The following is a 26,048-nucleotide window of genomic DNA, read 5'->3' on the forward strand; positions in this document are numbered from 1 at the left end:
CATCCATCATGTATGCATATGACGAACTCGACCGCACGCTGATCAACGAGCGTGTTTCGGAATTCCGCGACCAGGTGAAGCGCCGCCTCTCGGGCGAGCTCACCGAGGACGAATTCAAGATCCTGCGTCTGCAGAACGGCGTGTATTTGCAGCTGCACGCCTACATGTTCCGCGTCGCGATCCCCTACGGCACGCTGTCGTCGAAGCAGCTGCGCCGCTTCGCCCATGTCGCGCGCCGCTACGATCGCGGCTACGGCCACTTCACCACCCGGCAGAACATCCAGTTCAACTGGATCAAGCTCAGCGAGCTGCCCGACGCGCTGTCCGACCTCGCCGAGGTCGGCATCCACGCGATGCAGACCTCCGGCAACAACATGCGCAACGTCACCTCGGACCAGTGGGCCGGGGTCGCGCCGGGCGAGATCGAGGACCCGCGGATCTGGTCGGAGCTGATCCGCCAGCACACCACGCTGCATCCGGAATTCTCGTTCCTGCCGCGCAAGTTCAAGATCGCGATCACCGCCTCCGAGCACGATCGCGCCGCGATCAAGATCCACGACATCGGCCTGCGGCTGCACAAGAATGCCGACGGCGAGACCGGCTTCGAGGTGCTGGTCGGCGGCGGCCTCGGCCGCACCCCGTTCATCGCCAAGACCATCAAGCCGTTCGTCCCCGGCCGCGATATCCTGAGCTACATCGAGGCGATCCTGCGCGTCTACAACCAGTACGGCCGCCGCGACAACATCTACAAGGCGCGGATCAAGATCCTGGTGCACGAGCTCGGCATCGAGAAGTTCGCCAAGGAAGTCGACGAGGAGTGGAAGCAGATGGGCGATGTTGGGCTGACGCTCGATCACGCCGCCATCGAGGAGGTCCGCTCGCGCTTCTCCTATCCGGCTTACGAAAAGCTGCCGCACATGCCGGACGAGCTGAAGCAGGCCGCGCATGACAAGCTGTTCGAGCGCTGGCGCAAGAACTCGGTGTTCCCGCACAAGGTGCAGGGCTACTCGATCGTCGTGCTGTCGCTGAAGCCGGTCGGCGGCCCGCCCGGCGACGCCACCGCCGAGCAGATGGACGCGCTCGCCGACCTCGCCGACAAATATTCGTTCGGCGAGATCCGCGTCGGCCACGAGCAGAACCTGGCTCTGCCGCACGTCGCCAAGCGCGACCTGCCGGCACTGTTCAAGGCGCTCGACCGGCTCGGCCTGGCGACGCCGAACGTCAACCTCGTCACCGACATCATCGCCTGCCCGGGACTCGACTACTGCTCGCTGGCGAATGCGCGCTCGATCCCGATCGCGCAAGAGCTGACGCGGCGCTTCGCCAATCACGACACCGCCGACCTGATCGGCCGGCTCCACATCAACATCTCCGGCTGCATCAATGCCTGCGGCCATCACCATGTCGGCCACATCGGCGTTCTCGGCGTCGAGAAGAACGGTGAGGAATTCTACCAGATCACGATCGGCGGCCGCGCCGACGAGAACGCGCAGATGGGCACCTTGATCGGCCCGGCCGTTCCCTATGCGGAAGTCGCCGACGTGATCGAAGACATTGTCGAAGCCTATCTCGCGCTGCGCGACCGTCCCGAGGAATTGTTCGTCGATACGGTGAAGCGTCTGGGCGTCGAGCCTTTCAGGGAGCGGGTCTATGCCACTCGTTAAGCAGGGAAGACTAACCACCGATTTGTTCGTGCATGTCGCCGACGGCGCCGAGCTGCCGGGCGACGGTGCGGTGCTGGTGAGCGCCGAACGCTTTCTCGCCGGTCCGGAGGCGCTGCTGCGCCGCCCCGGCAAGGTCGGCGTGATCTGGCCGAACAACCGCAATCTCGACGATCTGGTGTCGCATCTCGATCGTCTCGCCTCGGTCGCGCTGGTGTTCCCGACCTTCCGCGACGGCCGCGCCTACAGCCAGGCGCGCCTGCTGCGCGAGCGCTACGGCTATGACGGCGAGCTGCGCGCCACCGGACAGGTGCTGCGCGACCAGTTCGTGTTCATGACGCGCGCCGGCTTCGACGCCTTCGAAGTGAAGAAGGACGCCGATGCCGACGCCTTCGCCGCGACCATGAAGCGCTATTCGGTGTTCTACCAGCCGACCGGCGACGGGCGCGTCACCGCACTCAACCGCCGCATGCAGCTGCGTCACTCGGAGAGCGCGGGCCAGTGAGCACGGTCGCACCAGAGCTCGCAGCAGCGGCGCCGGGCGGATTGCCCGCGGCCGATGCGCTCGATCGCGCGCTGCGCACGGCATCGCCCGCCGAAGTGATCGCGGCCGCGCTGAAGACGGTCGGCCGCGAGAGGCTGGCGCTGGTGTCGTCGTTCGGCACCGAGTCCGCCGCGCTGCTCAAGGTGATGGCGGATGTCGACCCGGCGATCCCGGTGGTCTTCCTCGACACCGGCTGGCTGTTCGAGGAGACGCTGGCTTATCGTGACACCTTGATAGCCACGCTCGGCCTCACCGATGTGCGTTCGATCAAGCCCGACGAGCAGGCGCTGTCGCGCCAGGATCCGGACCGCGAATTGTGGTTCACCGATCCCGATGCCTGCTGCCGGATCCGCAAGGTCGAGCCCTTGGCGCGTGCGCTAAAACCGTTCGCCGGCTGGATCAATGGCCGCAAGCGCTTCCAGGGCGGCGCCCGCACCGACATTCCGGTCGTCGAGGACGACGGGGTCAGGCTGAAATTCAATCCGTTCGCCAACGTCTCGCGCGAGGAGATCGAGGCGATCTACGCGCTCGGCAAGCTGCCGCCGCATCCACTTGTCGCATCGGGATATCAGTCGGTCGGGTGTATGCCTTGCTCGAGCCGGTCTGCCACCGGCGAGGATGCACGCGACGGCCGCTGGCGCGGCCGGGCGAAGACGGAATGCGGCATCCATACGATGAAGATGTCGTAGAGCATGATGTCGTGGAGCAGGCGCTCAATCGCGATGACGGTTCATCGCGATCTGGCGACGCGACAAAGCCTTCGCAGTGCGGCGCCTTCGTAGCACAAGCGCGCTGCACGGCCGCAAACAAAGAAAACCGGTTTCGTTGACTTAAAGCCACTTCGCCGCGAGTTATGTCTGGCGCGTTCCCTGACATTCTCGGGTTGAATGGAGACAGAAATGATCCGTCGTATCCTGCCGCTGGTCGCGGGATTGTTGTGGGCGAGCTCGGCCTTCGCGGCCGACTATTCGCTGCTCAACGTGTCCTACGATCCGACCCGCGAGCTCTATGTCGATTTCAACAAGGCGTTCGCCGCGGCCTATCAGAAGGAAACCGGCAAGAGCGTCGAGATCAAGCAGTCGCATGGCGGTTCGGGCTCGCAGGCGCGCTCGGTGATCGACGGACTGCAGGCCGATGTGGTCACGCTGGCGCTCGCCTATGACATCGATGCGATCGCGGGCAAGGGCCTGCTCGCGGCCGATTGGCAGAAGCGGCTGCCGCTGAACGCCTCGCCCTATACCTCGACCATCGTGTTCCTGGTGCGCAAGGGCAACCCCAAGGGCATCAAGGATTGGGATGATTTGATTAAACCCGGCGTCGCTGTGATCACGCCGAACCCGAAGACCTCCGGCGGCGCGCGCTGGAACTATCTCGCCGCCTGGGGCTACGCGCAGAAGAAGTTCGGCTCGGCCGACAAGGCGAAGAAGTTCGTCGCCGACCTCTACCAGAACGTTCCGGTGCTCGACACCGGCGCGCGCGGCTCGACCGTGACCTTCGTCGAGCGCGGCGTCGGCGACGTGCTACTCGCGTGGGAGAACGAAGCCTTTCTGGCACAACGCGAATTCGGCAAGGACAAGTTCGAGATCGTGGCCCCGGCGCAGTCGATCCTCGCCGAGCCGCCGGTCGCCGTGGTCGACACGGTTGCCGACAAGAAGGGCACCCGCGCCGTCGCCGAAGCCTATCTGAAGTACTGGTACACCAAGGAAGGCCAGGAGATCGCCGCGCGCAACTCCTACCGGCCGCGTGATCCCGAGATCGCCAAGGAGTACGAAAAATCCTTTGCCAAGGTTGAACTTTTCACCATCGACGACGTTTTTGGAGGTTGGACCAAGGCGCAGAAGGAGCATTTCGCCGAGGGCGGCATTTTCGATCAGATCTACAAGAACTGATCGGGACTATCGTTCGGGTTAAACAGGGGGATTTGTGAGCACAGCGGTTGCACGGCGCAGTACCCTGCCGGGGTTCGGTCTCACCATGGGACTGACCCTGACATGGCTCTCCGTTATCATCCTGATTCCGCTGGCCGCGCTGTTCCTCAAGACGTTCGAGCTCAGCCTCGATCAGTTCTGGGCCATCATCACCAGCCGCCGCACCCTGAATGCCCTGAAGATTTCGTTTGGGCTTTCGTTTGCGGCCGCCTGCGTCAACCTGGTGATGGGCACCATCATCGTCTGGGCGCTGGTGCGCTACCGTTTTCCGGGCCGGCGGCTGTTCGACGCCATCGTCGATATTCCATTCGCCTTGCCGACCGCGGTCGCCGGCGTCGCGCTGACGCAATTGTTCGCGCAGAAGGGCTGGCTCGGCGCGCCGCTCGCCGAACTCGGCATCAAGGTCGCGTTTACGCCGATCGGCATCTTCATCGCGATGATCTTCATCGGCATTCCCTTCGTGGTGCGCACGGTGCAGCCGGTGCTGATCGATCTCGATCCCGAGATCGAGGAAGCCGCCGCGAGCTTAGGTGCCAACCGCTGGCACACCGTGTTCCGCGTCATCCTGCCGAGCCTGATCCCGGCGCTGCTCACCGGCTTTGCGCTGGCCTTTGCCCGCGCCATCGGTGAATACGGTTCGGTGATCTTCATCGCCGGCAATCTGCCCAACGTCTCCGAAATCGCGCCGCTGTTGATCGTGATCCGGCTGTCCGAATTCCGCTATGCCGACGCCACCGCGATCGCAGTCGTGATGCTGGTGGCCTCATTCCTGATCATCTTCGTGATCAATCGCCTGCAGCGCTGGGCGCAAGCCCGCATTCCCGTGCATTGAGGTTCGAGATGTCGATGCAGACGGGATTGGTGACCTCGACGACGCAACTGCGGACCTACGCGCCCGCGACCGATGTCAGCGTGGCGGCGCCAGTGCCGCGGCTCGAGATCGCGCGCGCGGAGCCCGGCACGGCGCAGCGCAATTTGCGCACCGAGCCCGGCCCGATCCGCTTCATCATCATCGCGCTGGCGATCACCTTCCTCAGCGTGTTCGTCGTGCTGCCGCTGGTCGTCGTGTTCGCGTCGGCCTTCTCGAAAGGGATCGGCGCCTATGTCGCCGCGCTGGCCGAGCCCGAGGCGCTCGCCGCTATCAAGTTGACGCTGCTGATCGCCGCGATCTCGGTCACGCTCAATCTGGTGTTCGGCGTGGTCGCGGCCTGGGCGATCTCGAAATTCGAATTCACCGGTAAGACCTTCCTGATCACGCTGATCGACCTGCCGTTCTCGGTCTCGCCCGTGATCTCCGGCCTGGTCTTCGTGCTGCTGTTCGGCGCCCAGGGCTATTTCGGTCCGTGGCTGCAGGCGCACAACGTCCATATCCTGTTCGCGGTGCCCGGCATCGCGCTGGCGACGATCTTCGTCACCTTCCCGTTCGTGGCGCGCGCGCTGATCCCGCTGATGCAGGAGCAAGGCACCCAGGAGGAGGAGGCGGCGATCTCGCTCGGCGCTTCCGGACTGCAGACCTTCTTCCGCGTGACGCTGCCCAACATCAAGTGGGGCCTGCTCTACGGCGTCCTGCTCTGCAACGCGCGCGCGATGGGCGAGTTCGGTGCGGTCTCGGTCGTCTCCGGCCATATCCGCGGCGAGACCAACACGATGCCGCTCCTGGTCGAAATTCTCTACAACGAATATCAGTTCGTCGCGTCGTTCGCGATCGCATCGCTGCTGGCGATGCTGGCGCTGATCACGCTGGTGGCGAAGACCGTTCTCGAGCAACGGCTCGACGAGGCAGAGGTGCCCGATGGCGATTGAAGTCAAGAATATCGTAAAGACGTTCGGCAGCTTTGCCGCGCTCGACAATGTCGATCTCAAGGTTGACGATGGCGAGCTGTTGGCGCTGCTCGGCCCGTCCGGCTCCGGCAAGACCACGCTGCTGCGGATCATCGCGGGACTGGACTGGCCAGACAGCGGCGAGGTCGCGATCGACGGCGAGAATGCGCTGTCGCGCGGCGCCAGCGAGCGTCAGGTCGGCTTCGTGTTCCAGCACTACGCGCTGTTCCGCCATATGACGGTGTTCGAGAACGTCGCGTTCGGCCTGCGCGTGCAGCCGCGCGCGATCCGCAAGGACGAGGCGACGATCCGCGCCCGGGTCAAGGAATTGCTCGACCTGGTGCAGCTCGATTGGCTCGCCAACCGCTATCCGAGCCAGCTGTCCGGCGGCCAGCGGCAGCGCATCGCGCTGGCGCGTGCGCTTGCGATCGAGCCGCGCATCCTGCTGCTTGACGAGCCGTTCGGCGCGCTCGATGCCAAGGTGCGCAAGGAGCTCCGGCAATGGCTGCGCTCGCTGCACAACGAGATCCACGTCACCTCGATCTTCGTCACCCACGACCAGGAGGAGGCGCTCGAAGTCGCCAACCGCGTCGTGGTGATGGACAAAGGCAAGATCGAGCAGATCGGCTCGCCCGGCGAGGTCTATGACAACCCGGCGACCGCCTTCGTGCACGGCTTCATCGGCGAATCCATCGTGCTTCCGGTCGATGTGGCCGGCGACGCGGTGCGGCTGGACGGCCGTCCGCTGAACATTCCGGCGCTCGGCGCGGCATCGGGCGCCGCAAAGCTGTTCGTCCGCCGCCATGACATGGCGGTCGGTCCGGCCGGAACCGGCGCCCTGGAAGGCGCCATCCGTCACGTCCGTTCGTTCGGGCCGATCCAGCGCGCCGAAGTGGCGCTGTCGGGTAGCGAGGGCAAGACCGTGATCGAGATCGACGCCCCCCGCGATCGCGAGCTGCAGGCCGGCGAAATCGTCTCCTTGCAGCCCCGCCGCTACCGGATTTTTGCGGCACAGGAGTAGGACCCGGCCGCCGTGCCCAAACCTCCCCTTGAAAAGGGGAGGTCGCTTTGCTCGTCAGAGCAAAGCGGGTGGGGATCCTCTCTCCACGACATCGGCTGTCGCCTGTGGCCGACCCCCATCCCGACCTTCCCCCTTGCAGGGGGAAGGAGAAGCAAGTGCCGTAGCTCGGATGAGCCAACAGCCTGTGACTAACGCGCCCTGACCGGCCGGTTGCCGTGGCTGTCCTGCGGTACGCCACGCTGCAGCGACATGTGCGAGTGAATGCCGAGCCAATGTCCGTCGGCCTGACGCGCGAGGATGATCGTCGCCCGCCCTGGCCGATCGAACCGGCTTCCGTCGGGATGGAAGCCAGCGCTCGTCCACGGCGTGATCACCGTCGCCGTGCCGCCGTCGGCGCTCACCAGCACCGCCGTATTGTCGAGGTCGAAGGCGAAATCCGCCGTGCGCGGCCAGACATTGTCCCATTGCATCTCGGTCCAGCGCGTGCGGCCGCGGATCAGTTCCTGGTAGGTGCCAAACGAGATGATATCGGAATGCCAGAACGGACGGGCCGCAGCATAGTCCACCGCCCTGACGCAGGCCGCGAACCGCTCGAGCCAATCGAAGACGGATCGGGTCGTTGCTGAATCGGCGATCGGCAGCGCTGTTTGCTGGCTCATCATCTTCCTCAACCCGACGGCTATGGCGGCCGACGGAGCCAGAAACGCACAACAGTGTCAACGAAGCGAGGTCCGGGGACTTTGTTCCGCGGATCGACTGACCGCGGATCGCGGAGCCTGTCACCGGTTGCGCGTTCGCGCGACCCGTTGGCTCCATCCGGACGACGGGTCAAAACCTCCCCTTGAAAAGGGGAGGTCGCTTTGCTCGCCAGAGCAAAGCGGGTGGGGATCTGCTCTCTCCACTTGCAGCGTCGCCTGCGGCCGACCCCCATCCAGACCTTCCCCCTTTCAGGGGGAAGGAGAAGGCCGTAGATGGGGTAACGGGCCGGCCGCCCGCTCGCTACGGCGCGATTTGGAAGCGCGCTCGCGAGCGGCCTGTTGGTTGGAAGGCGGTCGTCCCTCAAACTGATGGTGTCAATAAACGGAGTCGGGCAAGCCCGCTCCAAGCATCATTAAGGGACGACCATGTACCACTATGCAGGAATCGACGTGTCTTTGGAATGCTCGAGCGTCTGCCTTGTCGATGGGACAGGTAAGATTTTGCGCGAGGCGAGGGTTGCGAGTGAGCCGGAGGCCTTGATCACCTGGTTGCGGTCGCTGGGGTTGGTGCTGGAACGGATCGGGCTGGAGGCTGGTCCGCTGTCGCAATGGCTCTACGCAGCGATGCGGGATGCGGGCCTGGCAGTCGAACTGTTGGAGACGCGGCACGTCCGCGATGCCTTCAAGGCGATGCCGGTGAAGTCGGACCGCAACGATGCCCGCGGGATCGCGCAACTGATGCGGCTGGGCTGGTTCCGGCCGGTGCACTGCAAGTCGATCGAAGCGCAAGAGACGCGGGCGGTTCTGACGGCACGCAAGCTGCTGCAGTCCAAGCTGCGCGACATCGAGAACAGCCTGCGCGGCGTGCTCCGCGGCTTCGGTCTGAAGGTCGGCACGACCACCGAGCGCACGTTCGCCGAACGCATCCGGGAGCTCGTAGCGGGCCATCCCGGACTTGAGATCGTGGCACAGGCGCTGCTCGAAGCCCACGCCGTGCTGCGGCGCGAGTTCAATGGCCTGGATAAGCACACCCAAAAGCTCGCCAGGTCGCACCCTCAAGCCCGCCTCCTGATGACGACACCGTCCGTCGGCCCGATCGTGGCGCTTACCTACGCCTCGGCGGTCGACGACCCGAAGCGCTTCCGGTCCTCGAAGGCGACGGGAGCGCATTTTGGCCTCACCCCGAAGAAGTACCAATCGGGCGAAACCGACTATACCGGCCGCATCAGCAAGATCGGCGATGCCTCCGTGCGCGAGGCGCTCTATCAAGCGGCTCACGTCATGCTGACCAAGCCGGTCAGGAACTGCTCGGCGCTGAAAGGCTGGGCGATGCGGATCGCCCGGCGCGCAGGCCTGCGCAAGGCCAAGGTGGCGCTCGCACGCAAGCTCGCCGTCGTTCTGCATCGCATGCTCGCCGACGCCAAACCGTTCAACCCGATGGCCAAGGCCTCGGCAACCTAAGCAAGGAGCAGCAATCGGTTCTGGGCGGGCCACGACACCAGGCTCTCCCTGAGCGAGGTCCCTGCGCCGGGACGATGGATCCGGTCAGGCCGCCATCCGGGAAGTGGCTCACAACCACGCTTCCGTAGATTGGCCGGCCGGCTCCTCAATGCACCCCATCAGGCGACGGCCTTCGCGCCGATCCCGTACAGAAGCAAGTGCCCGGCGAGTGGATCACGCAAAAAGGGATTGACTTACAAAGGCCCGTTACAGAAGCCCGGATGAAGCGCAGCGTAATCCGGGGATCGAACCGCGTGGTTGGACCGTCCCGGATTACGCTTTCGCTCCATCCGGGCTACGTGCTGGAACAGGCCAAAAGTTAGCCCCTGTTCACCATTCAGCCACGGTTGGTATGCAACAACGGCGGGCCAACCTTGGGGGTTTTTACCAGTGAAACGGACGACGGTTGCCCTGTTCGGGCTACTGGTGCTCGCCGGCTGTGCCGCAGACACCAAAATCCCGGAAGAACCGACCATGTATCTCAACATGGCGCAGGCCGGCGCGGTGCTGGATAGCCAGGCGGCCGCGATCATGTTTTCGCAATACCGCCAGAACAATGGTCTTGGCACCGTCGTGGTGGATCCGGACCTGACGAAGCTTGCCGAGCAGCAGTCGCAGGCGATGGCCGCCCGCAACAAGATGGACCATGACGTGAAGGCCCCGCTCGGCAAGCGGCTGCAGGCCGGGGGCTATCCCGCAACCGTCGCGGTCGAGAACATCTCGGCCGGCTATCACACGCTGGCGGAAGCATTTTCAGGGTGGCGCGATTCACCGCCGCACAAGGCCAATATGCTCAAGAGCGGTGTCACAAAAATGGGCATCGCGGCCGTCTATGCTCCCAACACCAAATACAAGGTGTTCTGGACGCTCATTTTGGCGGCAACCTGATTTCGATAAAATCCGCGTGATCCGCTTCCGCATCTCGTCGATTGACGCGGCTGCGAACAGCCGCCACGGTGCGCTGCAAGGTAATCCTGACTGGGCGGTTACGAATGGATACTTCTGACACCGCGCCCGCCTCGACGCCGGCGCAAGCGCAGCGTGTGCTGGTTCTCAGGGCGGCGGTGCGCTCGGCTCCTATCAGGCCGGCGCCTTCCAGGCGCTCTGCCATGCGGGCTTCGAGCCGGAATGGATCGCTGGCATCTCGATCGGCGCCATCAATGCCGCGATCATTGCCGGCAACGAGCCGGACAAGCGCGTGCCGCGGCTGAAGGAATTCTGGGAGATGGTGTCGGCGCCGGTGCCGTGGAATCCGGTCTTGAAGCATGAGCGCGCCCGCTCGCTGTTCAACGAGACCTCTGCGGCGATCATCGCGACCTTCGGCGTGCCCGGCTTCTTCACGCCGCGGCTTCCGCCGGCGCCGCTGTGGCCGCCCGGCAGCTCGCAATCGCTGAGCTATTACGACACCGCGCCCCTGAAGAAGACGCTGGAGCGGCTGGTTGACTTCGATCGCATCAACGATCTGAAGACGCGCCTGTCGGTCGGTGCGGTCAGCGTCACCTCAGGAAATTTCTGCTATTTCGACAATTACGAGTTCAAGAAGCGCGGCAAGAAGATCGGCCCCGAGCACATCATGGCCTCGGGTGCGTTGCCGCCGGGCTTTCCCGCCGTCGTGATCGAGGGCGAGCATTACTGGGATGGCGGCATCGCCTCCAACACCCCGCTCGACTTCGTGCTGGACGAGGAGATCAGCCGTGATCTCCTGATCTTTCAGGTCGACCTGTTCAGCGCGCGCGGGCTGTTGCCGGAGACGCTGCTGGAGGCCGCCGAGCGCGAAAAGGACATCCGCTTTTCCAGCCGGACGCGGATGAACACCGACAAGAACAAGCAGATCCATAACGCCCGCATGGCGGTGCGCGACCTGATCAGCAAGCTGCCGGATTACCTGAAGAACGATCCGTCGGTCGAGCTGCTGCGCAAGGCGTCCAAGGAGAACACCGTCACGGTGGTTCACCTGATCTACAAGAGCAAGAACTACGAGAGCTCGTCGAAGGACTACGACTTCTCCCATGTTGCGATGGTCGAGCACTGGGGCGCCGGCGTGCGCGACGTGCATTTGTCGATGCGTCACAAAGAATGGCTAGAACGGCCACAGTCCGGGGAAACCATGGTGACTTACGATCTCACGGGGGACGAACCCACGCCCCCGGCAAGCAAATAGGAGCGAACAACAATGGGTACGTTGACAGGCAAGACCGCCGTTGTGACCGGCTCGACCAGCGGCATCGGATTGGCTTATGCGCGCGCCTTTGCCGGCGCCGGCGCCAATATCGTCCTCAACGGCATGGGCGTGCCGGCCGACATCGAGAAGGAGCGTTCCGGCATCGAGACCGACTTCAAGGTCAAGGCGGCCTATTCGCCGGCCGACATGACCAAGCCGGCCGAGATCGCCGACATGATCGCGCTCGGCGAGAAGACCTTCGGTTCGGTCGACATCCTCGTCAACAATGCCGGCATCCAGTTCGTTTCGCCGATCGAGGAGTTTCCGCCGGAGAAGTGGGAAGCGATCATCGCGATCAATTTGTCGTCGGCGTTCTACGGCATCCGCGCCGCGGTGCCCGGCATGAAGAAGCGCGGCTGGGGCCGCATCATCAATACGGCTTCCGCGCACTCGCTGGTCGCCTCGCCGTTCAAGTCGGCCTATGTTTCGGCCAAGCACGGCATCGCCGGCCTGACCAAGACCGCGGCGCTCGAGCTCGCGCAGTTCAAGATCACCTGCAACTGCATCAGCCCGGGCTACGTCTGGACGCCGCTGGTCGAGCACCAGATTCCGGAGACCATGAAGGCGCGCAATCTGACCAAGGAGCAGGTCATCAAGGACGTGCTGCTCGCCGCCCAGCCGACCAAGGAGTTCGTCACCTCGGAGCAGGTCGCAGCACTCGCGCTGTTCCTGTGCGGCGACGATGCCGCGCAGATCACCGGCGCCAATCTCTCGATCGACGGCGGCTGGACCGCGGAGTAGTTTTTCCGGCGGGATTTGTCGCTGGACTGCCAGAAACAATGAGCCGGCCCTGATTGAATCAGGGCCGGCTTTTACTTGAGACCGCGAGCTAGTGCGGATCCGGATCGGACGGGGAGAACGGCATCCGAGATGTATGTCTGATGTGCAGGATGTCGATTGTATCGCTGCGGACCCGATAGAAGATACGGAACGGATAGCGCAGGACGGTGATCGCACGGACCGCGGAGCGCTGTGAGACGCGCGGCGCTGATCCGGGCGCGCGGCTCACACGGTCAATAACTTCGTGGAAGCGGCGTTCAGCCGCAGCGATTGTCGGGCTGGCGTGGGTCGAATAGTAAGTCGCGATTTCGTCCAGATCAGTCAGCGCTTGGCGCGAGAAGACGACCTTCACTTGCGACGAAATTTGGCAAACGCGGCTGCGACCTCTTCGTCGGTCGCGCACTCGCCTGCGTCGATGGACTCCATTGCGGCATCGATGACCCGCAATTCGTCCCGCGTCGCGACGTAGTCCTGGGCCTGCAGTTCGATTTCGATCTGGTTTGCGATCGATACGAGTTCATCCTGTGCCGACTCGGGCCAGGATTGAACGCGATCGAGCAGATTTTTCAGTTCGGCGGCGGTCATGTCGCGTAATATATGCCGTAGTCGGCGGAAATGCTACGGCGCGGAACGGGCCTTCCCGAACGCCAGCACGTGCAGCCCGAGCCGCGAGCGCACCACATAGAACAGCAGGATCGTCTCGAAGGTCAGCGACAGCGAGGTCGAGGCGGCCGCGCCCATGCCGCCGTAGCGCGGGACGAGCGCGATGCAGAGCCCGACATTCATGAAGAACGACACCGCATAGGCCGTCGCGCAGATGCCCTGGTGTCCGAGCATGTTCAACAGGCGCTCGACCGGCCCGATCGCCGAGCGGATCACAAGGCCGATCGCGGCGATGAACATGATGCTGTAGCCGTCGACGAATTTCGGGCCGAACAGCCACAGCAGCGGCTTGCCGAACGCGAGCAGCGCGATGGTCGCGAACAGCGAAGGCCAGAATGTCCAGCTGATCGCGTGCGCGACATAGGCCGACAGCCGGTCCTTGTCGCCGAGCGCGTTGTACTCGGCGAAGCGGTGCGCCGTCGTCGCCGACATCGCGTAGTGCACGAACGACACCAGCGCCAGCGTCTTCACCACGGCGAAATAGATGCCGACCTCTTCCGACGAGCGGAATTGCTGCAGCATCAGCACGTCGGTGTAGCCGAGCAGCAGATAGAAGCTTTCGACCAGCATGATCGGCAGCGAGATCGCGAACCAGCCCTTGACGTCATAGGTCTTCTCGCCGGGCCCGACATGGGCGGTGAGCCGGCGGTTCAGCACGATCATCTGGCCGATCGCCGCGATGTAGACCGCAGCGGCGCTCGCGATCATCGCCACCGTCGCGCCGAGATTGAGGCCGAGCGCCAGCGCGCCGGCAGTCAGCGCGATGATCAGCCCCTGCCGGACGATGAACTGCGGCATCAGGCCGAGTTGCATCCAGTCATGCGCGCGCGAGATGCCGTCCTGGGTGTTGGCGACCACGAAGGGCGGCAGCGTCAGGCAGCCGATATAGAGCGGCACGATCGCGTTGGAGTCGATCCAGGGCGACGCGAAATGGATCACGCCAGCGAGCAGCAGCGCCACCGTGCTGGACGCGGCCAGCACCACCCAGCGGCCGCCGGAGAGGAAGCCGCGCAGCGCGGCGAGGTCGCCGCGCGCGCGATATTCCGGGATGATCTTCTGCGAGGAGGGCGCGATGCCGAAATCCATGGTGCTGCCGAGCAGCAGCACCCAGGTCCAGACATAGACATAGATGCCGTAGTCCGAGCCGCTCATCCAGCGCGCCAGCAGGATCTGCGCGAGATAGGCGATCGCGGCGCTGATGACGCGGATGACGAAGATGGTGCCGGCCAGGCGCTTGGTGACCGAGGCCTCCTTGGTGCCGCCGAGCAGGCGCGCGGCGAGGCCCCGCAGGCGTGCGACCGGGCCCGATGGCGCAGAAGTTGCGGTTTGGGTTTCCATCACAGCCAAGGCGGAAAATTCCTGAAGCGCCGCAGCGCGGCAATGCGCCTCGATCTATCAACGAAACGTTAAGATTGGGTTGGACGGCCGCCCGGGCAGGGAACCTGCCGATGCGCCAAACTGCGTATCAGACGCGGCTCGCGCCGGCGGAACTGCCCGCTTGGCGAGCGCCCACGGCATTAGCTCAAATGGCGTCAGTTCAAATTGATATTGAATTCGTAGCTCTTGTCGCCGCCGACCAGTGTCAGCTTCAGCGCGGCGCCTTCCGCCGTGGCGCCGGGCGGCAGCCCGTCGAGCTCGAAAGAGAAGCGCTTCACGCCGGGCGGCGCGTGCTCGACCAGCTTGGGCACCGGAAGCGCCCAGTCGGGCGTCGGCCCCTCGACGAACAGGCTGAGGTCGCGGCTCTCGGGCGCGGTGACATCGACCAGCACGTTGTTCTTGCCGTCGCGCTTGACGTCGCGGATCGTGAACGGCGTGGGATCGCCGATATTGGCGGGCTTCGGCACCGCGTTGAGCGCGTCGGTCAGCGCGGCGTCCTCGGTCGAGGCGACGCTGGCGAATGCCAGCTCGGCCTTCGCTTCCACCGGCACGCACAGCTTCTCGCACACCGCGTAGTTGATGTCGGCGCGCAGCACCAGCGGCTTGTCGGGGTTCTTCGCGACGATGCGCAGCGGCAGCACCACCTGGTGCTTGTAGCCGAGCGAGGTGCCGCCGGCGCCGTCGTCAAACTGGCGCGGCGCCGGCCACATCACCGTGACAGCCTCGACATTGTCCGACCTAGAGAAATCGAACCGCGGCGGCACGCCGGAATCGCCGGGTGTCCGCCAGTAGGTCTTCCAGCCGTCCTGCAGCTGGAAGGCAATGCCGCCGAGCAGCACCGTGCCGCTGCGCGATCCCGCGAGCAGCCGTACCGCCGAATGCGTGTCCTGCTGCCACGGCGAGGCGTCGTCGGCGCGGACCTCCGTTGCCATGGATGCGACGGAAAGTAGGGCGGCAACGCCAAAGGCGGCCCGCAGGGGAACTGTGACGATCATGAGACGTCTTTACCCGCAACTTTCGTCGCAAACCATTGAATTGCTTGTGATGCATCGCCGCACGCCGGGCGATGGTTGATTGACAGAACCGCGACCCAATATCAGGATGCCAAATCAGCAGGAAAGGCCTTTGCGGATGCGCCCTGAAGGCAAAACAGGCAAGACTCGCAGGACCGCCGCCGGCAGAAACCCGGCCCCCGGTCCCCATGCCGCCGATGATGGCTATCTCGACGGCCAGATGCTGATTGCGATGCCTGTGATGAACGACCCGCGCTTCGAGCGCTCGGTGATCTACATGTGCGCCCATTCCTCCGAGGGCGCCATGGGCATCATCGTCAATCGCCCGGCCGGCAGCATCGATTTCCCCGGGCTCCTGGTGCAGCTCGACATCATCGAGAAATCGGACCAGATCCAGCTGCCCGAGAATGCCGAGATGATGAAGGTGATGAAGGGCGGCCCGGTCGACACCGGCCGCGGCTTCGTGCTGCATTCCAGCGACTTCTACATCCAGGATGCGACGCTCAACATCGACGACGGCATCTCGCTGACTGCGACCGTCGACATCCTCAAGGCGATCGCCAAGGGCTCAGGCCCCAAGCACGCGATCCTCGCGCTCGGCTATGCCGGCTGGGCGCCGGGCCAGCTCGAGAACGAGATCCAGCACAATGGCTGGCTGCACTGCGACGCCGATCCGGAGCTGATCTTCGGCGCCGATGTCGACGAGAAATACGCGCGCGCCCTGCGCAAGATCGGCATCGAGGCCGGCATGCTCTCCAACGACGCCGGCCACGCGTAGTTTGTGCGCGTCTCTCTCCGTGTCATGCCCCGCGAAAGCGGGGCATCCAGTACGCCGTGGCCCTTCGGCAATCCACAAATGTCTCTGGAATACTGGATCGCCCGGTCGAGCCGGGCGATGACAGCTTGGGATATGGCTGCGCCCGCTACTCCGCCGCTTCCTGCGCCACCGTCGGCTGGGTGCCCGCCACCGTGGCGCGGCGCATGTCGCGGGGCTGCGACTGGTCGTAGCGGCGGACGCGGTGCACGGTCTGGCGGTTGTCCCACATCACGAGGTCATGCACCGTCCATTTGTGCACATAGACGAACTCGCCCTGCGTCGCGTGCTCGGTGAGGTCGCGCAGCAGCAGCCGTGCCTCCGGCATGCTCATGCCCCTGATGGCGCCGGCATGCGACGACAGATAGAGCGACTTGCGGCCGTGCACCGGATGCGTGCGCACCAGGCGCTGCAGCACCGGCTTGAACATCTGCTTTTCTTCATCCGTATAATCGAGGAAGCCGAGCGAGCCGCGCGAATACATCAGCGAGTGCTCGCAGATCATGTCCTCGATCTCCGCCTTGGTCTCGTCGTCGAGCGCGTCATAGGCGGCGCGCATGTCGGCGAATTCGGTGTTGCCGCCCTTCGGGTTCACCACGCGCGCCGACAGCAGCGAGAACTTCGCCGGGATCGGCCGGAACGAGCTGTCGGAATGCCACAGGCAGTTGCCGAGGTTGAACAGATGGGTGCGGTGATCCTTCGGCAGCGGCTTGCCGTCCTTGCCGAGATTACTGACATCGTTGAGCCCGGCGGAGAGACGGTAGTCCTCCTTCTTCGCCACGGTGCCACCGCGCGCATCCTCGCGCTCGCCGAAATTCAGCGCGAACGCCATCTGCTGGTCGTCCGTGATGTCCTGGCCGTGGAAGACGAGCACGGCGTATTTGTCCATGCCGGCCTCGATGTCGATCGCTTCCTGCTTCGTCAGCGGCTTGCGCAGATCGACGCCGGAGACCTCGCCGACGAAATGCTTGTGAAGCTGGCGGATCAGGGCCGTCATGGCGTATCTCCCCGTATCGCGCGGGCGGTTGTCCCGCTTCGCTTGCCGGGAAGGCTACTCCCGAGGAGCGCCCTGTCAACGCACGGTACGACATGCAGGGTTGCGCCGACTCGTGTCCCGGACGCGGTGCAGCGTCTCTTGACGGTGCACCGCAGAGCCGGGACCCTTGCTGCGTGGCCCCGGATCAGCAGCGCACCACTCTGTGCTGCGCCGCATCCGGGGAACGCATCAAGCGTTTCTGGCCATCAACCCGCCGTCGACCGGAATCACGGCGCCGGTCAGGAACGATGCCGCGGGCAGGCACAGGCTCAGCGTCATGTGCGCGACCTCTTCGGGATCGCCGTAACGCGCGAGCGCGGTGCGGCGCTTGGCGTAGATCGTCTTGTGCTCCTCGGAGATGCGGTCGGTGATGGCGGTGCGGATCGGGCCCGGGCAGATGCAGTTCACGGTGATGCCCTCGCGCCCCAGTTCCACCGCGAGCGAGCGGGTCAGGCTGGCGACGCCGCCCTTCGCCGCGGAGTAGGCGCTGTGCAACCCGGTCGCGCCGAGCGCCTCGGTCGAGGCGATGTTGACGATGCGCGGCGATCGCGACTTGCGCAGGTACGGCAGTGCGGCGCGGATGATGCGTGGATGCGCCGTCAGCATCACCGCGATGCCCTTGGCCCAGGCGTCCTCGTATCCGGGATCGTCGATCGCCACGCGCACCGAGATGCCGGCATTGTTGACGACGATGTCGAGCCCGCCGAAATGCGCGGCGACATCGTTGACGACTTTAGTGATCGCATCGCGATCGGCGACGTCGAGCGTCCAGGCCTTTGCCGAGCCGCCGCTCGCCGAGATTTCCTTCGCCACCGCCTGCGTGCCTTCTTCGGTCAGGTCGGTGACCGCGACATTGGCGCCTTCGTCGGCGAACACCCGCGCGGTGGCGCGGCCCATGCCGCTGGCGGCGCCGGTGACGAGAACGGTGAGGCCCTTCACCGAACGGCTGAGCTGTTTGAATTCGGACATGACGGACCCCCGTTGATTTTTTTGCGTTGTGAGATCGACAACGCTGGCACCGATCCGCGGAGACGTCAAACCACCGATCCGATATCGGCGCGCGCGCAGCGCGTTAACGCAAGTTTCCCGGTTGGCTTTTCGAAAAGGATGATGCTCAATCAAGAAAACAGAGAAGGAGGAACGCGATGAACGAGCTCGATTTCGGCGGCAAGCAAATATTGGTGGTCGGCGGCTCCAGCGGCATCGGCAACGGCATCGCGCAGGCCTTCCGCGCCAAGGGCGCGCGCGTCAGTGTGTACGGCACCCGTGCGCAGGCGAGCGATTATTCGAAAGAGGAGGGCTCGGATCTCGAGGGCCTCGCCTACGCGCAGCTCGATGTCTCTAATCCGCAGGCGATCGAGAGTTTCACGCCGTCATTCGGCCGGCTCGATGTGCTGGTGCTGGCGCAGGGCGCGGTGATTTACCGCCGCGGGGAATTCGAGATGGCGGGCTTCCGCAAGGTGCTCGAGGTCAATCTGATGAGCCTGATGGCCTGCGCCACCAAATTCCACGCGATGCTGACCGCGAGCAAGGGCTCGCTGATCATCGTGAGCTCGACCGCGGCCTATCATTCCACCATGGGCAATCCGGCCTACAACGCCTCGAAGACCGGCGCCGTCGGGCTGACGCGCACGCTGGGCGAGGCCTGGGCGGAGAACGGCATCCGCGTCAACGGCATCGCGCCGGGCCTCGTCGACACCAAGATGACCAAGGCGACGACGGCCAATCCAAAGCGTCTCGAAGGCGCACTGGAGCGCATTCCGCTGAAGCGTCTCGGCACGCCCGCCGACATGGCCGGCGCCGCGCTGTTCCTCGCCTCGCCGCTCGCCTCCTACATCGTCGGCCAGACCATCGTCGTCGATGGCGGGCTGATCCTTTAACGCCAGGAACCTGCACGCGGTTCGCCGGTTAGCCCCCTGACATTTTCAGGGAGTCGTTGTGATGGACAAGGATCGGATTCTCGGTACGGCGAAGGAGTTCGCGGGCAAGGCCGAAGGCGCAGTCGGTGACGTAGCCGGCGATGCAAAGACGCAAGCATCGGGCCGCGTGCGCGAAGCGGCTGGCGCGGTGCAGGATTTCTACGGTCAGGCCAAGGACGCGGCCGACACCGCGGTCAACTACGCCAAGGATGCCTACGAGCAACGCGGCGAGACCGTTCGCAGCGGGCAGAAGGCGATGGCGCAGACGGTGCAGGACAATCCGCTCGGATCGCTGCTGATTGCCGGCGGCATAGGCTTTGCGCTCGCGCTCCTGATGACGCGCCAGCCGCGCCGCCCGCCGCCGTCGCGCTGGCGCTATTACGGCTGAGCGCCGTAGCTGCGTAGGGCGGGTTAGCGATAGCGTAACCCGCCGTTTCTCCACGATTGCGATATCGGCGGATTACGCCGGAGCCTGTCATCGGGCCGCGCTTCGCGCGGACCCGGTGGGTTAATCCGCCTTACAAACCCTCAGCTATGTTTGAGGCCGCGCGCCTCGCGCTTACCACTGCCAGGGATTCCCCGGCGCCGCGGCCCGCTGTCCGATATTGCCGGGCGGCCGCGGCGGCGGTGCGACCAGCGGGCGCTGCTGCGGCGCGCCGAAGCCGAAGATGTCGCGCAGCCAGGGTTGGGTCTGCGGCTGCTGTTGCTGCGGTTGGGCCTGGGCCGGACGGAACGCACGCCGTTGCGGCTTCGGCGCGGTGATGATCGAGCCGTCGGGCGCGATCGCCGTGGTGGAGGGCGGCGGATTCGCCGGCGCACCGCTCGGCGCGGCTGGCGTGGTCGCGGCGACAGGCACGTCGCCCTTGGCCTGCTCGCGGCCGATCTCGCGGCGCGGCCAGGCGAAATCGTCGGCGCGGCCGGCGGGCGGCGCCAGGGCCTCGCCCTTCACCAGCGTGCGCGCGGCGAGCGCATCGACGGCGGCGGGCCGCGAGCCCGGTCCGCCGAGCAATTGATCGGTGCCGACCGTGGAGGCGACCAGCGGCAGCACGGGGCCCGCCAGCGGCCGCGGCGCCGGCTTGCCAGGCTCGGCGCTGGTATCGGGCGTTGCCGGCTCGCTCGGCAGCGCGATCGGGCCGGTGCGCACCGCAAGCAGCCGCGTCACCTCGCGCTCGACATAGTGCGCGAGCTTGCGCGCGCCGGCCTTGGTGAAGAACACGCCGTCATCGGAGCGCAGCTTGCGGGGCTGGCCTTCGAAGTCCGGGCCCTTTTGCATGAAGCGGCCGGCCTCGTCGACAAAGCCGTCCCAGACGTCGACATAGGTGATGCCGGCCTTGCCGGCGCCGTCGCGATACAGCGCGTCGAGGAACAGCATGTCCGACGTGCCCTGCTGGCCGCGGATCGCGGGCAGGCCGACCCACAGCACCGGCACGCCCTTGCTCTTCAGCACGTTGATCAATTCCTCGATCTTCTTGCCGTAGAGCTCGACCCAGCGGTCGTCGCGGAATTCATAGAGGCCGTTGGGCGAGCGCGCGGTCTTTTCCGGCGCGGCCTGGGCATCATTGTCGGCGTCGTCGGCTAGCGGCTCGGCATCGGCGGGCTTGCCGTCGGTCTTGCCATCAGTCTTGGCGGCGGTATCGGGCTTGTCGCCGGGCTTTGCGTCCGGTTTGGCGCGCGCGTCCTTTTTGTCGTCCTTCTTATCGACCTTCTTCTCCACGACAGGTTCGCGGATCGCGGTGCGATCGTTGAGGCCGAGCATCACGACGATCGCGTCGGGGTTCTCGGTGGCGAGAATGCCCTTGGCGGCGGCGGCCCAATCGGCCGGATCGCCCTTGGGCTGATAGCGGATCAGGCCGGACACGGTCTTGTGCTTGCGGATCACGCCCATGTCGGGCTGGTCGGAATAGGCATCCTCCAGGCCATAGGCGAGCCAGTCGGCCATCGCGTCGCCGATCACGAGCACGTTGCGCTCGGCGGCGGCCTCGCGCTTGGCCGGCGCCGGCGCGCGCGAGAAATCCTCGCGCGGCCGCTGCTGCTGTGATTGCGGTTGCTGCTGCTGCTGGAACGGCGCGAAGAAATCGCCCCCGAACCAGCCGCCGCCGCCACCGCCACCGCTGCGCGGCGGCGCCGCGCGGCGCTGGGGTGCGTCACCAAAGCCCGGGAAGCCGAAGAACTGGGCCGAGGCGGGCTGGGCGACGCCGATCAGGAGCGCAAGCGCCACCGCGAGCGCGACCAGCGGGCCGGCTTCGGTGAATATGCGCAGGAAGGACTTCGGCTTTCGCATCGGGCGGTCGCAATGATCTGGAAGTACCACCCCATACTAGCGGAATCGGGCCGCAAGCGGGCAGCTTTTCCACCATAAATCGGGTGCCCCCGGCGGCCGTCAAGGCGCCGGGCAAATATCGGATTTCACGGTTACTTTTGGGGATGAGGGGCCTGCTGCCCACGCCCGCAGCCCGGATGGGGCGGGGGCCTCATCCGGGGCTTAGCCTTCTCCTTCCCCCTGAAAGGGGGAAGGTCGGGATGGGGGTCAGCCACACGCACCGTCGCTCGTGGAAAGAGACGATCCCCACCCGCTTTGCTCTCTCGAGCAAAGCGACCTCCCCTTTTTCAAGGGGAGGTGAAGAAGCTCCGTAGGACGCCCTACCTTCCCCGCAGCCGCTCCAGCACCTCGGCGGTGGCAAAGCCGTCGGCGGGGGCGCCGATCGAGACCTGGAAGCCGCGCAGTGCCTCGCGGGTCTGGCCGCCGAACTGGCCGTCGGGCGTACCCTTGTAGAAGCCGCGCTGGGCCAGCAGCTGCTGCAGTTCCAGCCGCTCGGCGCGCGACAGTACCCGTTCCTGGCGCGGCCAGGGCTGCACGAAGGGTGGGCCGCCGCGCAGGCGGTCGGCGAAATGGCCGATCGCGAGTGCATAGGCCTCCGCCGGGTTGTACTTCATGATCACCCGGAAATTCTGCTGCATCAGGAAGCCCGGCCCCGCGGCGCCGGCCGGCGCCAGCAGATAGGCCTTGTCGGAGGACCGTGGGAACGGCTGGCCGTTCGGCCGCTTGAGGCCGAGCTGCTCCCATTGCGACAGCGGCATCGCCTTGGCGCGATCGGCCAGCATGTAGTTGAAGCCTTCCGGCAGCACGACCTCGTAGCCCCAGCTCGCGCCGGTCTGCCAGCCGTCCTTTTTCAGATTGTTGGCGGTCGAGGCGATCAAATCGCTCGGATCGTCGACGACGTCGCGGCGGCCGTCGCCGTCGCCGTCGACCGCGTAGCGCTTGAACGCGGTCGGCATGAACTGGGTCGGGCCGAAGGCGCCGGCCCAGGAGCCGCGCATCTGCTCGGGCCTGAGATCGCCGCGGTTGAGGATTTCCAGCGCCGACAGGAACTCGTCCTTGAAATAGGCCTGGCGGCGACCGATGCAGGCAAGGGTCGCGGTCGACTGCACCACGCTGCGATCGCCCATCTGGGTCGAATAGTTCGATTCGATGCCCCAGATCGCCGCGATGATATAGCGATCGACGCCATAGGCCTGCTCGGTCGCGTCGAATTGCGCCTTGTACTTCGCAAGGATCTCGCGGCCTTTCGCCAGCCTCGCGTCGCTGACGAGAATGTCGAGATAGTCCCAGATCGCCTTGGTGAATTCCGGCTGCGAATCCATCAGATCCATGATGCGCAGATCGGGCGTGAGGCCCGCGGTGAAGCGCTCGAAATTCTCGCGCGTGATGTTGCGTCGTGCGGCATCTGGCCACATCGCTGCGAGGCAGTTCGGGAAGTCCGACGCGGCCTGGCGGATCGCCGCCACCGTCATCAGCGGATGGCCGGAGGCGCCGTCCTCCCCGCTCCAGGCCGGCGCGGTGCCGTCGCCTCCGGTCGCGGCCTGCGGCGGCGTCGCGGCATTGGGTCCGGAAAAGATGCTGTCGATCAGGTTGGTCAGGCCGTTGCCCGATTGGGCCCGGGCGCCGCCGGGCATCAACAGCGCCGCGCCTGACAGCAGAACGGCCAGCGCGACGAGGCGCGCGCTGAAAAGCCTGGTCCTTGATGTTCCCGTCGCGTGCATTGTCGTGTGCCTGTCAAAAACGTGCGGTTTCAGAAGGCCCCGGCACGGTTTCCATTAACTTAACATCGGCGAGATTTTGCTGCCGCAGCTTTGGCCGGCGGGAACGGCGGAATTAAGCCTCACCACACATCCGCCTTTGTTGGCGGCTGCAAAACAGGTACCAAGGCGTGATTCATTTCGTGCCGCCGTCCCACCCATTTCAAGGCTTCCGATAATCCAATGAAGATCCGCAAAGCCGTATTCCCCGTCGCCGGTCTGGGTACCCGCGTGCTGCCCGCCACCAAGGCGATGCCGAAGGAGATGCTGACGATCGTCGACAAGCCGCTGATCCAGTACGTGGTCGATGAGGCGAGGGAAGCCGGCATCGAGCACTTCGTGTTCGTCACCGGCCGCAACAAGGGCGTCATCGAGGATCATTTCGACCGCATGTTCGAGCTCGACACCACGCTCGCGCAGCGCGGCAAGAAGACCGAGCAGGAGATCCTGGCGCAGAACCAGCCCGAAGCCGGCGCGATGAGCTTCACCCGGCAGCAGTCGCCGCTCGGTCTTGGCCACGCGGTGTGGTGCGCGCGCGACATCGTCGGCAACGAGCCGTTTGCCGTGGTGTTGCCGGACGAGCTGGTGCTGAACACGCCGGGCTGCCTGAAGCAGATGATCGACGCCGCAAGCAAGCTCGGCGACAAGTCGAACCTGATCGCGGTCGAGGCGGTGCCCGACGAGCTCACCCATCAATACGGCATCTGCAGCGTCGGCAAGCGCACCGGCAACATCTTCGAGGTCGATCGCATGGTCGAGAAGCCGCCGCAGGGCACCGCGCCGTCCAACCTCTCGATCACCGGCCGCTACATCCTGCAGCCGGAGATCTTCGATATCCTGGCCACCCAGGAACGTGGCGCCGGCGGCGAGATTCAGCTCACCGACGCGATGATCGGGCTCGCCAGGACGCAAAAATTCTACGGCGTCGAGTTCGAGGGCGAGCGCCACGATTGCGGCTCGAAGCCCGGCTTCCTCCGCGCCAACATCGCCTTCGGCCTCAAACGCCCCGAACTGCGCGACGGCCTGATCACCGAGATGAAGAAGTATCTGGAGCGGTGAGGCGCTCCTCGTCATTCCGGGGCTCGCGAAGCGAGAGCCCGGAATCCATTTCACCACTTGTTTTGCGGCTCGATGGATTCCGGGCTCGCGCCAAGAGGCGCGCCCCGGAATGACGGTGAGGTGAGCACGCCCCTCAGGCTCCCTCCCCCGCAAGGGGGGAGGGAACCCTGCCGTCGGTGCGTCCCTCACGCGCGTGCCACTGAGTTGCCCGACGGCGCAAGCCCCCGCAACAAAAATATTTCTATTTATCAGAACACCCAACTCGGTGTATGGTCCGCCCGTCTCACCCGATCGAGGGGCGCTGCGCATCGTCACGGGTGTTGCGGTGAGATGCGGTGGACGCTGATTGCGCAGTCGACGAATGCGCGTGACGCGGACGGTGAAGTCGTGTGGTCCTGACGCCCTAGTGGCCGGTGTCCTCTCGCAAAACGCGTAAGCGTTTTGCGAAAGCGGTGACAAACAAGCCAAGTCTCGCCGGGGAGAGCACGAAGTAAGCCGTAACCCATCGCGCAGGGAAAGCCGGGTTGTTCCCGGTTACACCTGTGGTCCTACCCCCGAGCTTTCTACCTTTGCTCGGGGCCCATGGGTGCGATCGGCACCCGGCTTTCCCTGCGCCCTCTGCGAGAAAGAGGGCGGAACGAAGAGCAAAGCTCGGACAAATCATGTCGCGAGAATGCGGATGCGTGACTCACAGGCCATGCAACACACTCGGTGTCGTCCCGGCGAAGGCCGGGACCCATAACCACAAAAGGATGTTGCTGAGCGTCGCTGGAACGACGAGTCCCGTTCACTATAATTGCTGCGGCGTATGGGTCCCGGCCTTCGCCGGGACGACAGTTGTGGGGGTGGTGCGACGTGCGTGTCAAACGCGGCCTGCGGCTCCGTCGTGCCACAAGAGCGATCAAGCGACCTTCCGCCGCCCCGCGCGCTTTGCCGGCTCTTTCGCACCGTTCCCCTTCGGCGCGCGCAATTCGTCGGCGGCGAGACTGACCACTTCGGCGATCTGCAGGAGCTGTGCCGCGAGCGGGCTGGTCTTGCGCCAGACCATGCCGATGGTGCGCGAGGGCTGCGGGTTCTTGAAGCGCGAGACCGTGACCGGCGCCGAGCGCGTCTCGACCGTCACGGCCATCTCGGGGATCAGGGTGACGCCGATGCCGGCGCCGACCATCTGCACCAGCGTCGACAGCGAACTCGCGTCCAGCACCTCGCGCGGCGGCGACGACGACTGCATGTTGCAGAACGACAGCGCCTGGTCGCGGAAGCAATGGCCTTCCTCGAGCAGCAAGAGCCGCATCTCGCGCAGCATCTCGGCGCTCGGCACCGGCGTCTTCGCGTCCTCGCCCGGCCGCACCAGCAAAAAGCTTTCCGTGAACAGCGCGACCTCGGTCAGCGACGGTTCATGCACCGGCAGCGCCACGATCGCGGTGTCGAGCCGGCCTTCGGCGACCTCCTTGATCAGCTTCGGCGTCAGTGTCTCGCGGACATGGATGTCGAGCTCGGGATGCAGCCGCGCCAGCGTCTCGATCACCTTCGGCAGCAGATATGGCGCAATCGTCGGGATCATGCCGACGCGCAGCCGCCCGGCAAGCTTGTCGCGCGAGGCGCGCGCGAAGTCGCCGAGCTCGTCGACCGAGCGCAGGATGTCGCGCACGCGATGCAACAGGTCCTCGCCGAAGGTCGTCAGCGTGACCTGTCGCGCATTGCGTTCGATCAGCACGCCGCCGACGGCGCGTTCCAGCTCGCGGATCTGCATCGACAGCGCCGGCTGCGAGACCGCGCAGGCCTCCGCGGCGCGGCCGAAATGCCCGTGCTGCGCCAGCGCATCGAAATACCTCAATTGCCGGAGTGTGACATTTATCATCAGATTATCTTATCGTCGCGATCATTAAAGTCAATTTCACCTGATGGATTGGGGC

24 protein-coding genes and 1 pseudogene are annotated in these 26,048 nt (G+C 65.2%); 15 read left to right on the forward strand and 10 right to left on the reverse strand.

Going from position 1 to position 26,048, the window contains the following annotated elements:
• Positions 1–8: 8 nt before the first annotated feature.
• The 7 genes from HAP54_RS17610 to HAP54_RS17640 all read left to right on the forward strand — a co-directional run bounded on the left by HAP54_RS17610 (position 9) and on the right by HAP54_RS17640 (position 6,975).
• Positions 9–1,664 carry a nitrite/sulfite reductase gene (locus HAP54_RS17610; protein ID WP_166302147.1) on the forward strand — a complete coding sequence of 552 codons (1,656 nt, stop codon included), beginning with the start codon at positions 9–11 and terminating at the stop codon, positions 1,662–1,664.
• Positions 1,651–2,166 carry a DUF934 domain-containing protein gene (locus tag HAP54_RS17615; RefSeq protein WP_166302150.1) on the forward strand — a complete coding sequence of 172 codons (516 nt, stop codon included), beginning with the start codon at positions 1,651–1,653 and terminating at the stop codon, positions 2,164–2,166. The genes HAP54_RS17610 and HAP54_RS17615 overlap by 14 nt, the downstream gene beginning before the upstream one ends.
• Complete coding sequence (locus HAP54_RS17620; protein ID WP_166302152.1) at positions 2,163–2,894, forward strand: phosphoadenylyl-sulfate reductase; 732 nt, start codon at positions 2,163–2,165, stop codon at positions 2,892–2,894. The genes HAP54_RS17615 and HAP54_RS17620 overlap by 4 nt, the downstream gene beginning before the upstream one ends.
• Before the next feature lie 210 nt (positions 2,895–3,104).
• Positions 3,105–4,094, forward strand: a complete 990-nt coding sequence (locus HAP54_RS17625; protein WP_166302155.1) for a sulfate ABC transporter substrate-binding protein — start codon at positions 3,105–3,107, stop codon at positions 4,092–4,094.
• A 64-nt stretch (positions 4,095–4,158) separates the two neighbouring features.
• Complete coding sequence (gene cysT, locus HAP54_RS17630; protein ID WP_166216195.1) at positions 4,159–4,965, forward strand: sulfate ABC transporter permease subunit CysT; 807 nt, start codon at positions 4,159–4,161, stop codon at positions 4,963–4,965.
• 8 nt (positions 4,966–4,973) lie between these two features.
• Entirely contained in the window at positions 4,974–5,936 is a 963-nt protein-coding gene (cysW, locus tag HAP54_RS17635; RefSeq protein WP_414646202.1) for a sulfate ABC transporter permease subunit CysW, read from the forward strand.
• On the forward strand, positions 5,926–6,975 hold the full coding sequence (locus HAP54_RS17640) for a sulfate/molybdate ABC transporter ATP-binding protein (protein ID WP_166302161.1): 1,050 nt from the start codon (positions 5,926–5,928) through the stop codon (positions 6,973–6,975). The genes cysW and HAP54_RS17640 overlap by 11 nt, the downstream gene beginning before the upstream one ends.
• 188 nt (positions 6,976–7,163) lie before the next feature.
• Here the strand turns inward: HAP54_RS17640 and HAP54_RS17645 are convergent, their stop codons facing one another.
• Positions 7,164–7,634, reverse strand: a complete 471-nt coding sequence (locus HAP54_RS17645) for a YybH family protein (RefSeq protein WP_166302164.1) — start codon at positions 7,632–7,634, stop codon at positions 7,164–7,166.
• Positions 7,635–8,099: 465 nt separating this feature from the next.
• Here HAP54_RS17645 and HAP54_RS17650 point away from each other — a divergent pair, with 465 nt between their 5' ends.
• The 4 genes and pseudogenes from HAP54_RS17650 (at position 8,100) to HAP54_RS17665 (ending at position 12,135) form a co-directional block, all read left to right on the forward strand.
• Complete coding sequence (locus tag HAP54_RS17650; RefSeq protein ID WP_166294930.1) at positions 8,100–9,134, forward strand: IS110 family transposase; 1,035 nt, start codon at positions 8,100–8,102, stop codon at positions 9,132–9,134.
• Positions 9,135–9,563: 429 nt separating this feature from the next.
• A complete protein-coding gene (locus HAP54_RS17655) occupies positions 9,564–10,061 on the forward strand; it encodes a CAP domain-containing protein (protein ID WP_166302167.1) in 498 nt (165 codons plus the stop codon).
• 104 nt (positions 10,062–10,165) lie between these two features.
• Positions 10,166–11,334, forward strand: a pseudogene (locus HAP54_RS17660) (DUF3734 domain-containing protein).
• Between the two features lie 12 nt (positions 11,335–11,346).
• On the forward strand, positions 11,347–12,135 hold the full coding sequence (locus HAP54_RS17665) for a 3-hydroxybutyrate dehydrogenase (RefSeq protein ID WP_166302170.1): 789 nt from the start codon (positions 11,347–11,349) through the stop codon (positions 12,133–12,135).
• Between the two features lie 88 nt (positions 12,136–12,223).
• Here HAP54_RS17665 and HAP54_RS17670 read toward each other — a convergent pair whose 3' ends face one another.
• From HAP54_RS17670 to HAP54_RS17685, 4 genes are all read right to left on the reverse strand, one after another.
• A complete protein-coding gene (locus HAP54_RS17670; RefSeq protein WP_166302173.1) occupies positions 12,224–12,526 on the reverse strand; it encodes a type II toxin-antitoxin system RelE/ParE family toxin in 303 nt (100 codons plus the stop codon).
• Entirely contained in the window at positions 12,523–12,759 is a 237-nt protein-coding gene (locus HAP54_RS17675) for a hypothetical protein (protein WP_166302175.1), read from the reverse strand. Before HAP54_RS17675 ends, HAP54_RS17670 begins: the two co-directional genes overlap by 4 nt.
• Before the next feature lie 33 nt (positions 12,760–12,792).
• Positions 12,793–14,184 (reverse strand): oligosaccharide flippase family protein, encoded by a 1,392-nt coding sequence (locus tag HAP54_RS17680; RefSeq protein ID WP_166302178.1) that lies wholly within the window; start codon positions 14,182–14,184, stop codon positions 12,793–12,795.
• 185 nt (positions 14,185–14,369) lie between these two features.
• Positions 14,370–15,209 (reverse strand): protein-disulfide reductase DsbD domain-containing protein, encoded by an 840-nt coding sequence (locus HAP54_RS17685; protein ID WP_166302180.1) that lies wholly within the window; start codon positions 15,207–15,209, stop codon positions 14,370–14,372.
• A gap of 136 nt (positions 15,210–15,345) precedes the next feature.
• Between HAP54_RS17685 and HAP54_RS17690 the strand changes: the two genes are divergently transcribed.
• Positions 15,346–16,005, forward strand: a complete 660-nt coding sequence (locus tag HAP54_RS17690; RefSeq protein WP_166302183.1) for a YqgE/AlgH family protein — start codon at positions 15,346–15,348, stop codon at positions 16,003–16,005.
• Positions 16,006–16,150: 145 nt separating this feature from the next.
• On the opposite strand, the gene HAP54_RS17695 is transcribed toward HAP54_RS17690, so the two are convergent.
• Both HAP54_RS17695 and HAP54_RS17700 read right to left on the reverse strand, forming a co-directional pair.
• Positions 16,151–17,038 carry a TauD/TfdA dioxygenase family protein gene (locus HAP54_RS17695; protein WP_166302186.1) on the reverse strand — a complete coding sequence of 296 codons (888 nt, stop codon included), beginning with the start codon at positions 17,036–17,038 and terminating at the stop codon, positions 16,151–16,153.
• Between the two features lie 228 nt (positions 17,039–17,266).
• Positions 17,267–18,046, reverse strand: coding sequence for an SDR family NAD(P)-dependent oxidoreductase (locus HAP54_RS17700; RefSeq protein ID WP_166302189.1), 780 nt, complete (start codon positions 18,044–18,046; stop codon positions 17,267–17,269).
• A 176-nt stretch (positions 18,047–18,222) separates the two neighbouring features.
• Here HAP54_RS17700 and HAP54_RS17705 point away from each other — a divergent pair, with 176 nt between their 5' ends.
• A complete protein-coding gene (locus HAP54_RS17705; RefSeq protein ID WP_166302191.1) occupies positions 18,223–18,957 on the forward strand; it encodes an SDR family NAD(P)-dependent oxidoreductase in 735 nt (244 codons plus the stop codon).
• Between the two features lie 61 nt (positions 18,958–19,018).
• Complete coding sequence (locus tag HAP54_RS17710) at positions 19,019–19,384, forward strand: CsbD family protein (protein ID WP_166302193.1); 366 nt, start codon at positions 19,019–19,021, stop codon at positions 19,382–19,384.
• Between the two features lie 171 nt (positions 19,385–19,555).
• Here HAP54_RS17710 and HAP54_RS17715 read toward each other — a convergent pair whose 3' ends face one another.
• Entirely contained in the window at positions 19,556–21,277 is a 1,722-nt protein-coding gene (locus HAP54_RS17715) for an SGNH family hydrolase (RefSeq protein WP_166302195.1), read from the reverse strand.
• 359 nt (positions 21,278–21,636) lie between these two features.
• Positions 21,637–22,950 carry a lytic murein transglycosylase gene (locus HAP54_RS17720; RefSeq protein WP_224742068.1) on the reverse strand — a complete coding sequence of 438 codons (1,314 nt, stop codon included), beginning with the start codon at positions 22,948–22,950 and terminating at the stop codon, positions 21,637–21,639.
• Between the two features lie 306 nt (positions 22,951–23,256).
• Here HAP54_RS17720 and galU point away from each other — a divergent pair, with 306 nt between their 5' ends.
• On the forward strand, positions 23,257–24,132 hold the full coding sequence (galU, locus tag HAP54_RS17725) for a UTP--glucose-1-phosphate uridylyltransferase GalU (protein WP_166302197.1): 876 nt from the start codon (positions 23,257–23,259) through the stop codon (positions 24,130–24,132).
• Between the two features lie 901 nt (positions 24,133–25,033).
• Here the strand turns inward: galU and HAP54_RS17730 are convergent.
• Complete coding sequence (locus HAP54_RS17730) at positions 25,034–25,993, reverse strand: LysR substrate-binding domain-containing protein (RefSeq protein WP_166302199.1); 960 nt, start codon at positions 25,991–25,993, stop codon at positions 25,034–25,036.
• Between the last annotated feature and the right edge of the window lie 55 nt (positions 25,994–26,048).

It is taken from the genome of Bradyrhizobium sp. 2S1, assembly GCF_011516625.5.
Lineage (GTDB): Bacteria > Pseudomonadota > Alphaproteobacteria > Rhizobiales > Xanthobacteraceae > Bradyrhizobium > Bradyrhizobium septentrionale.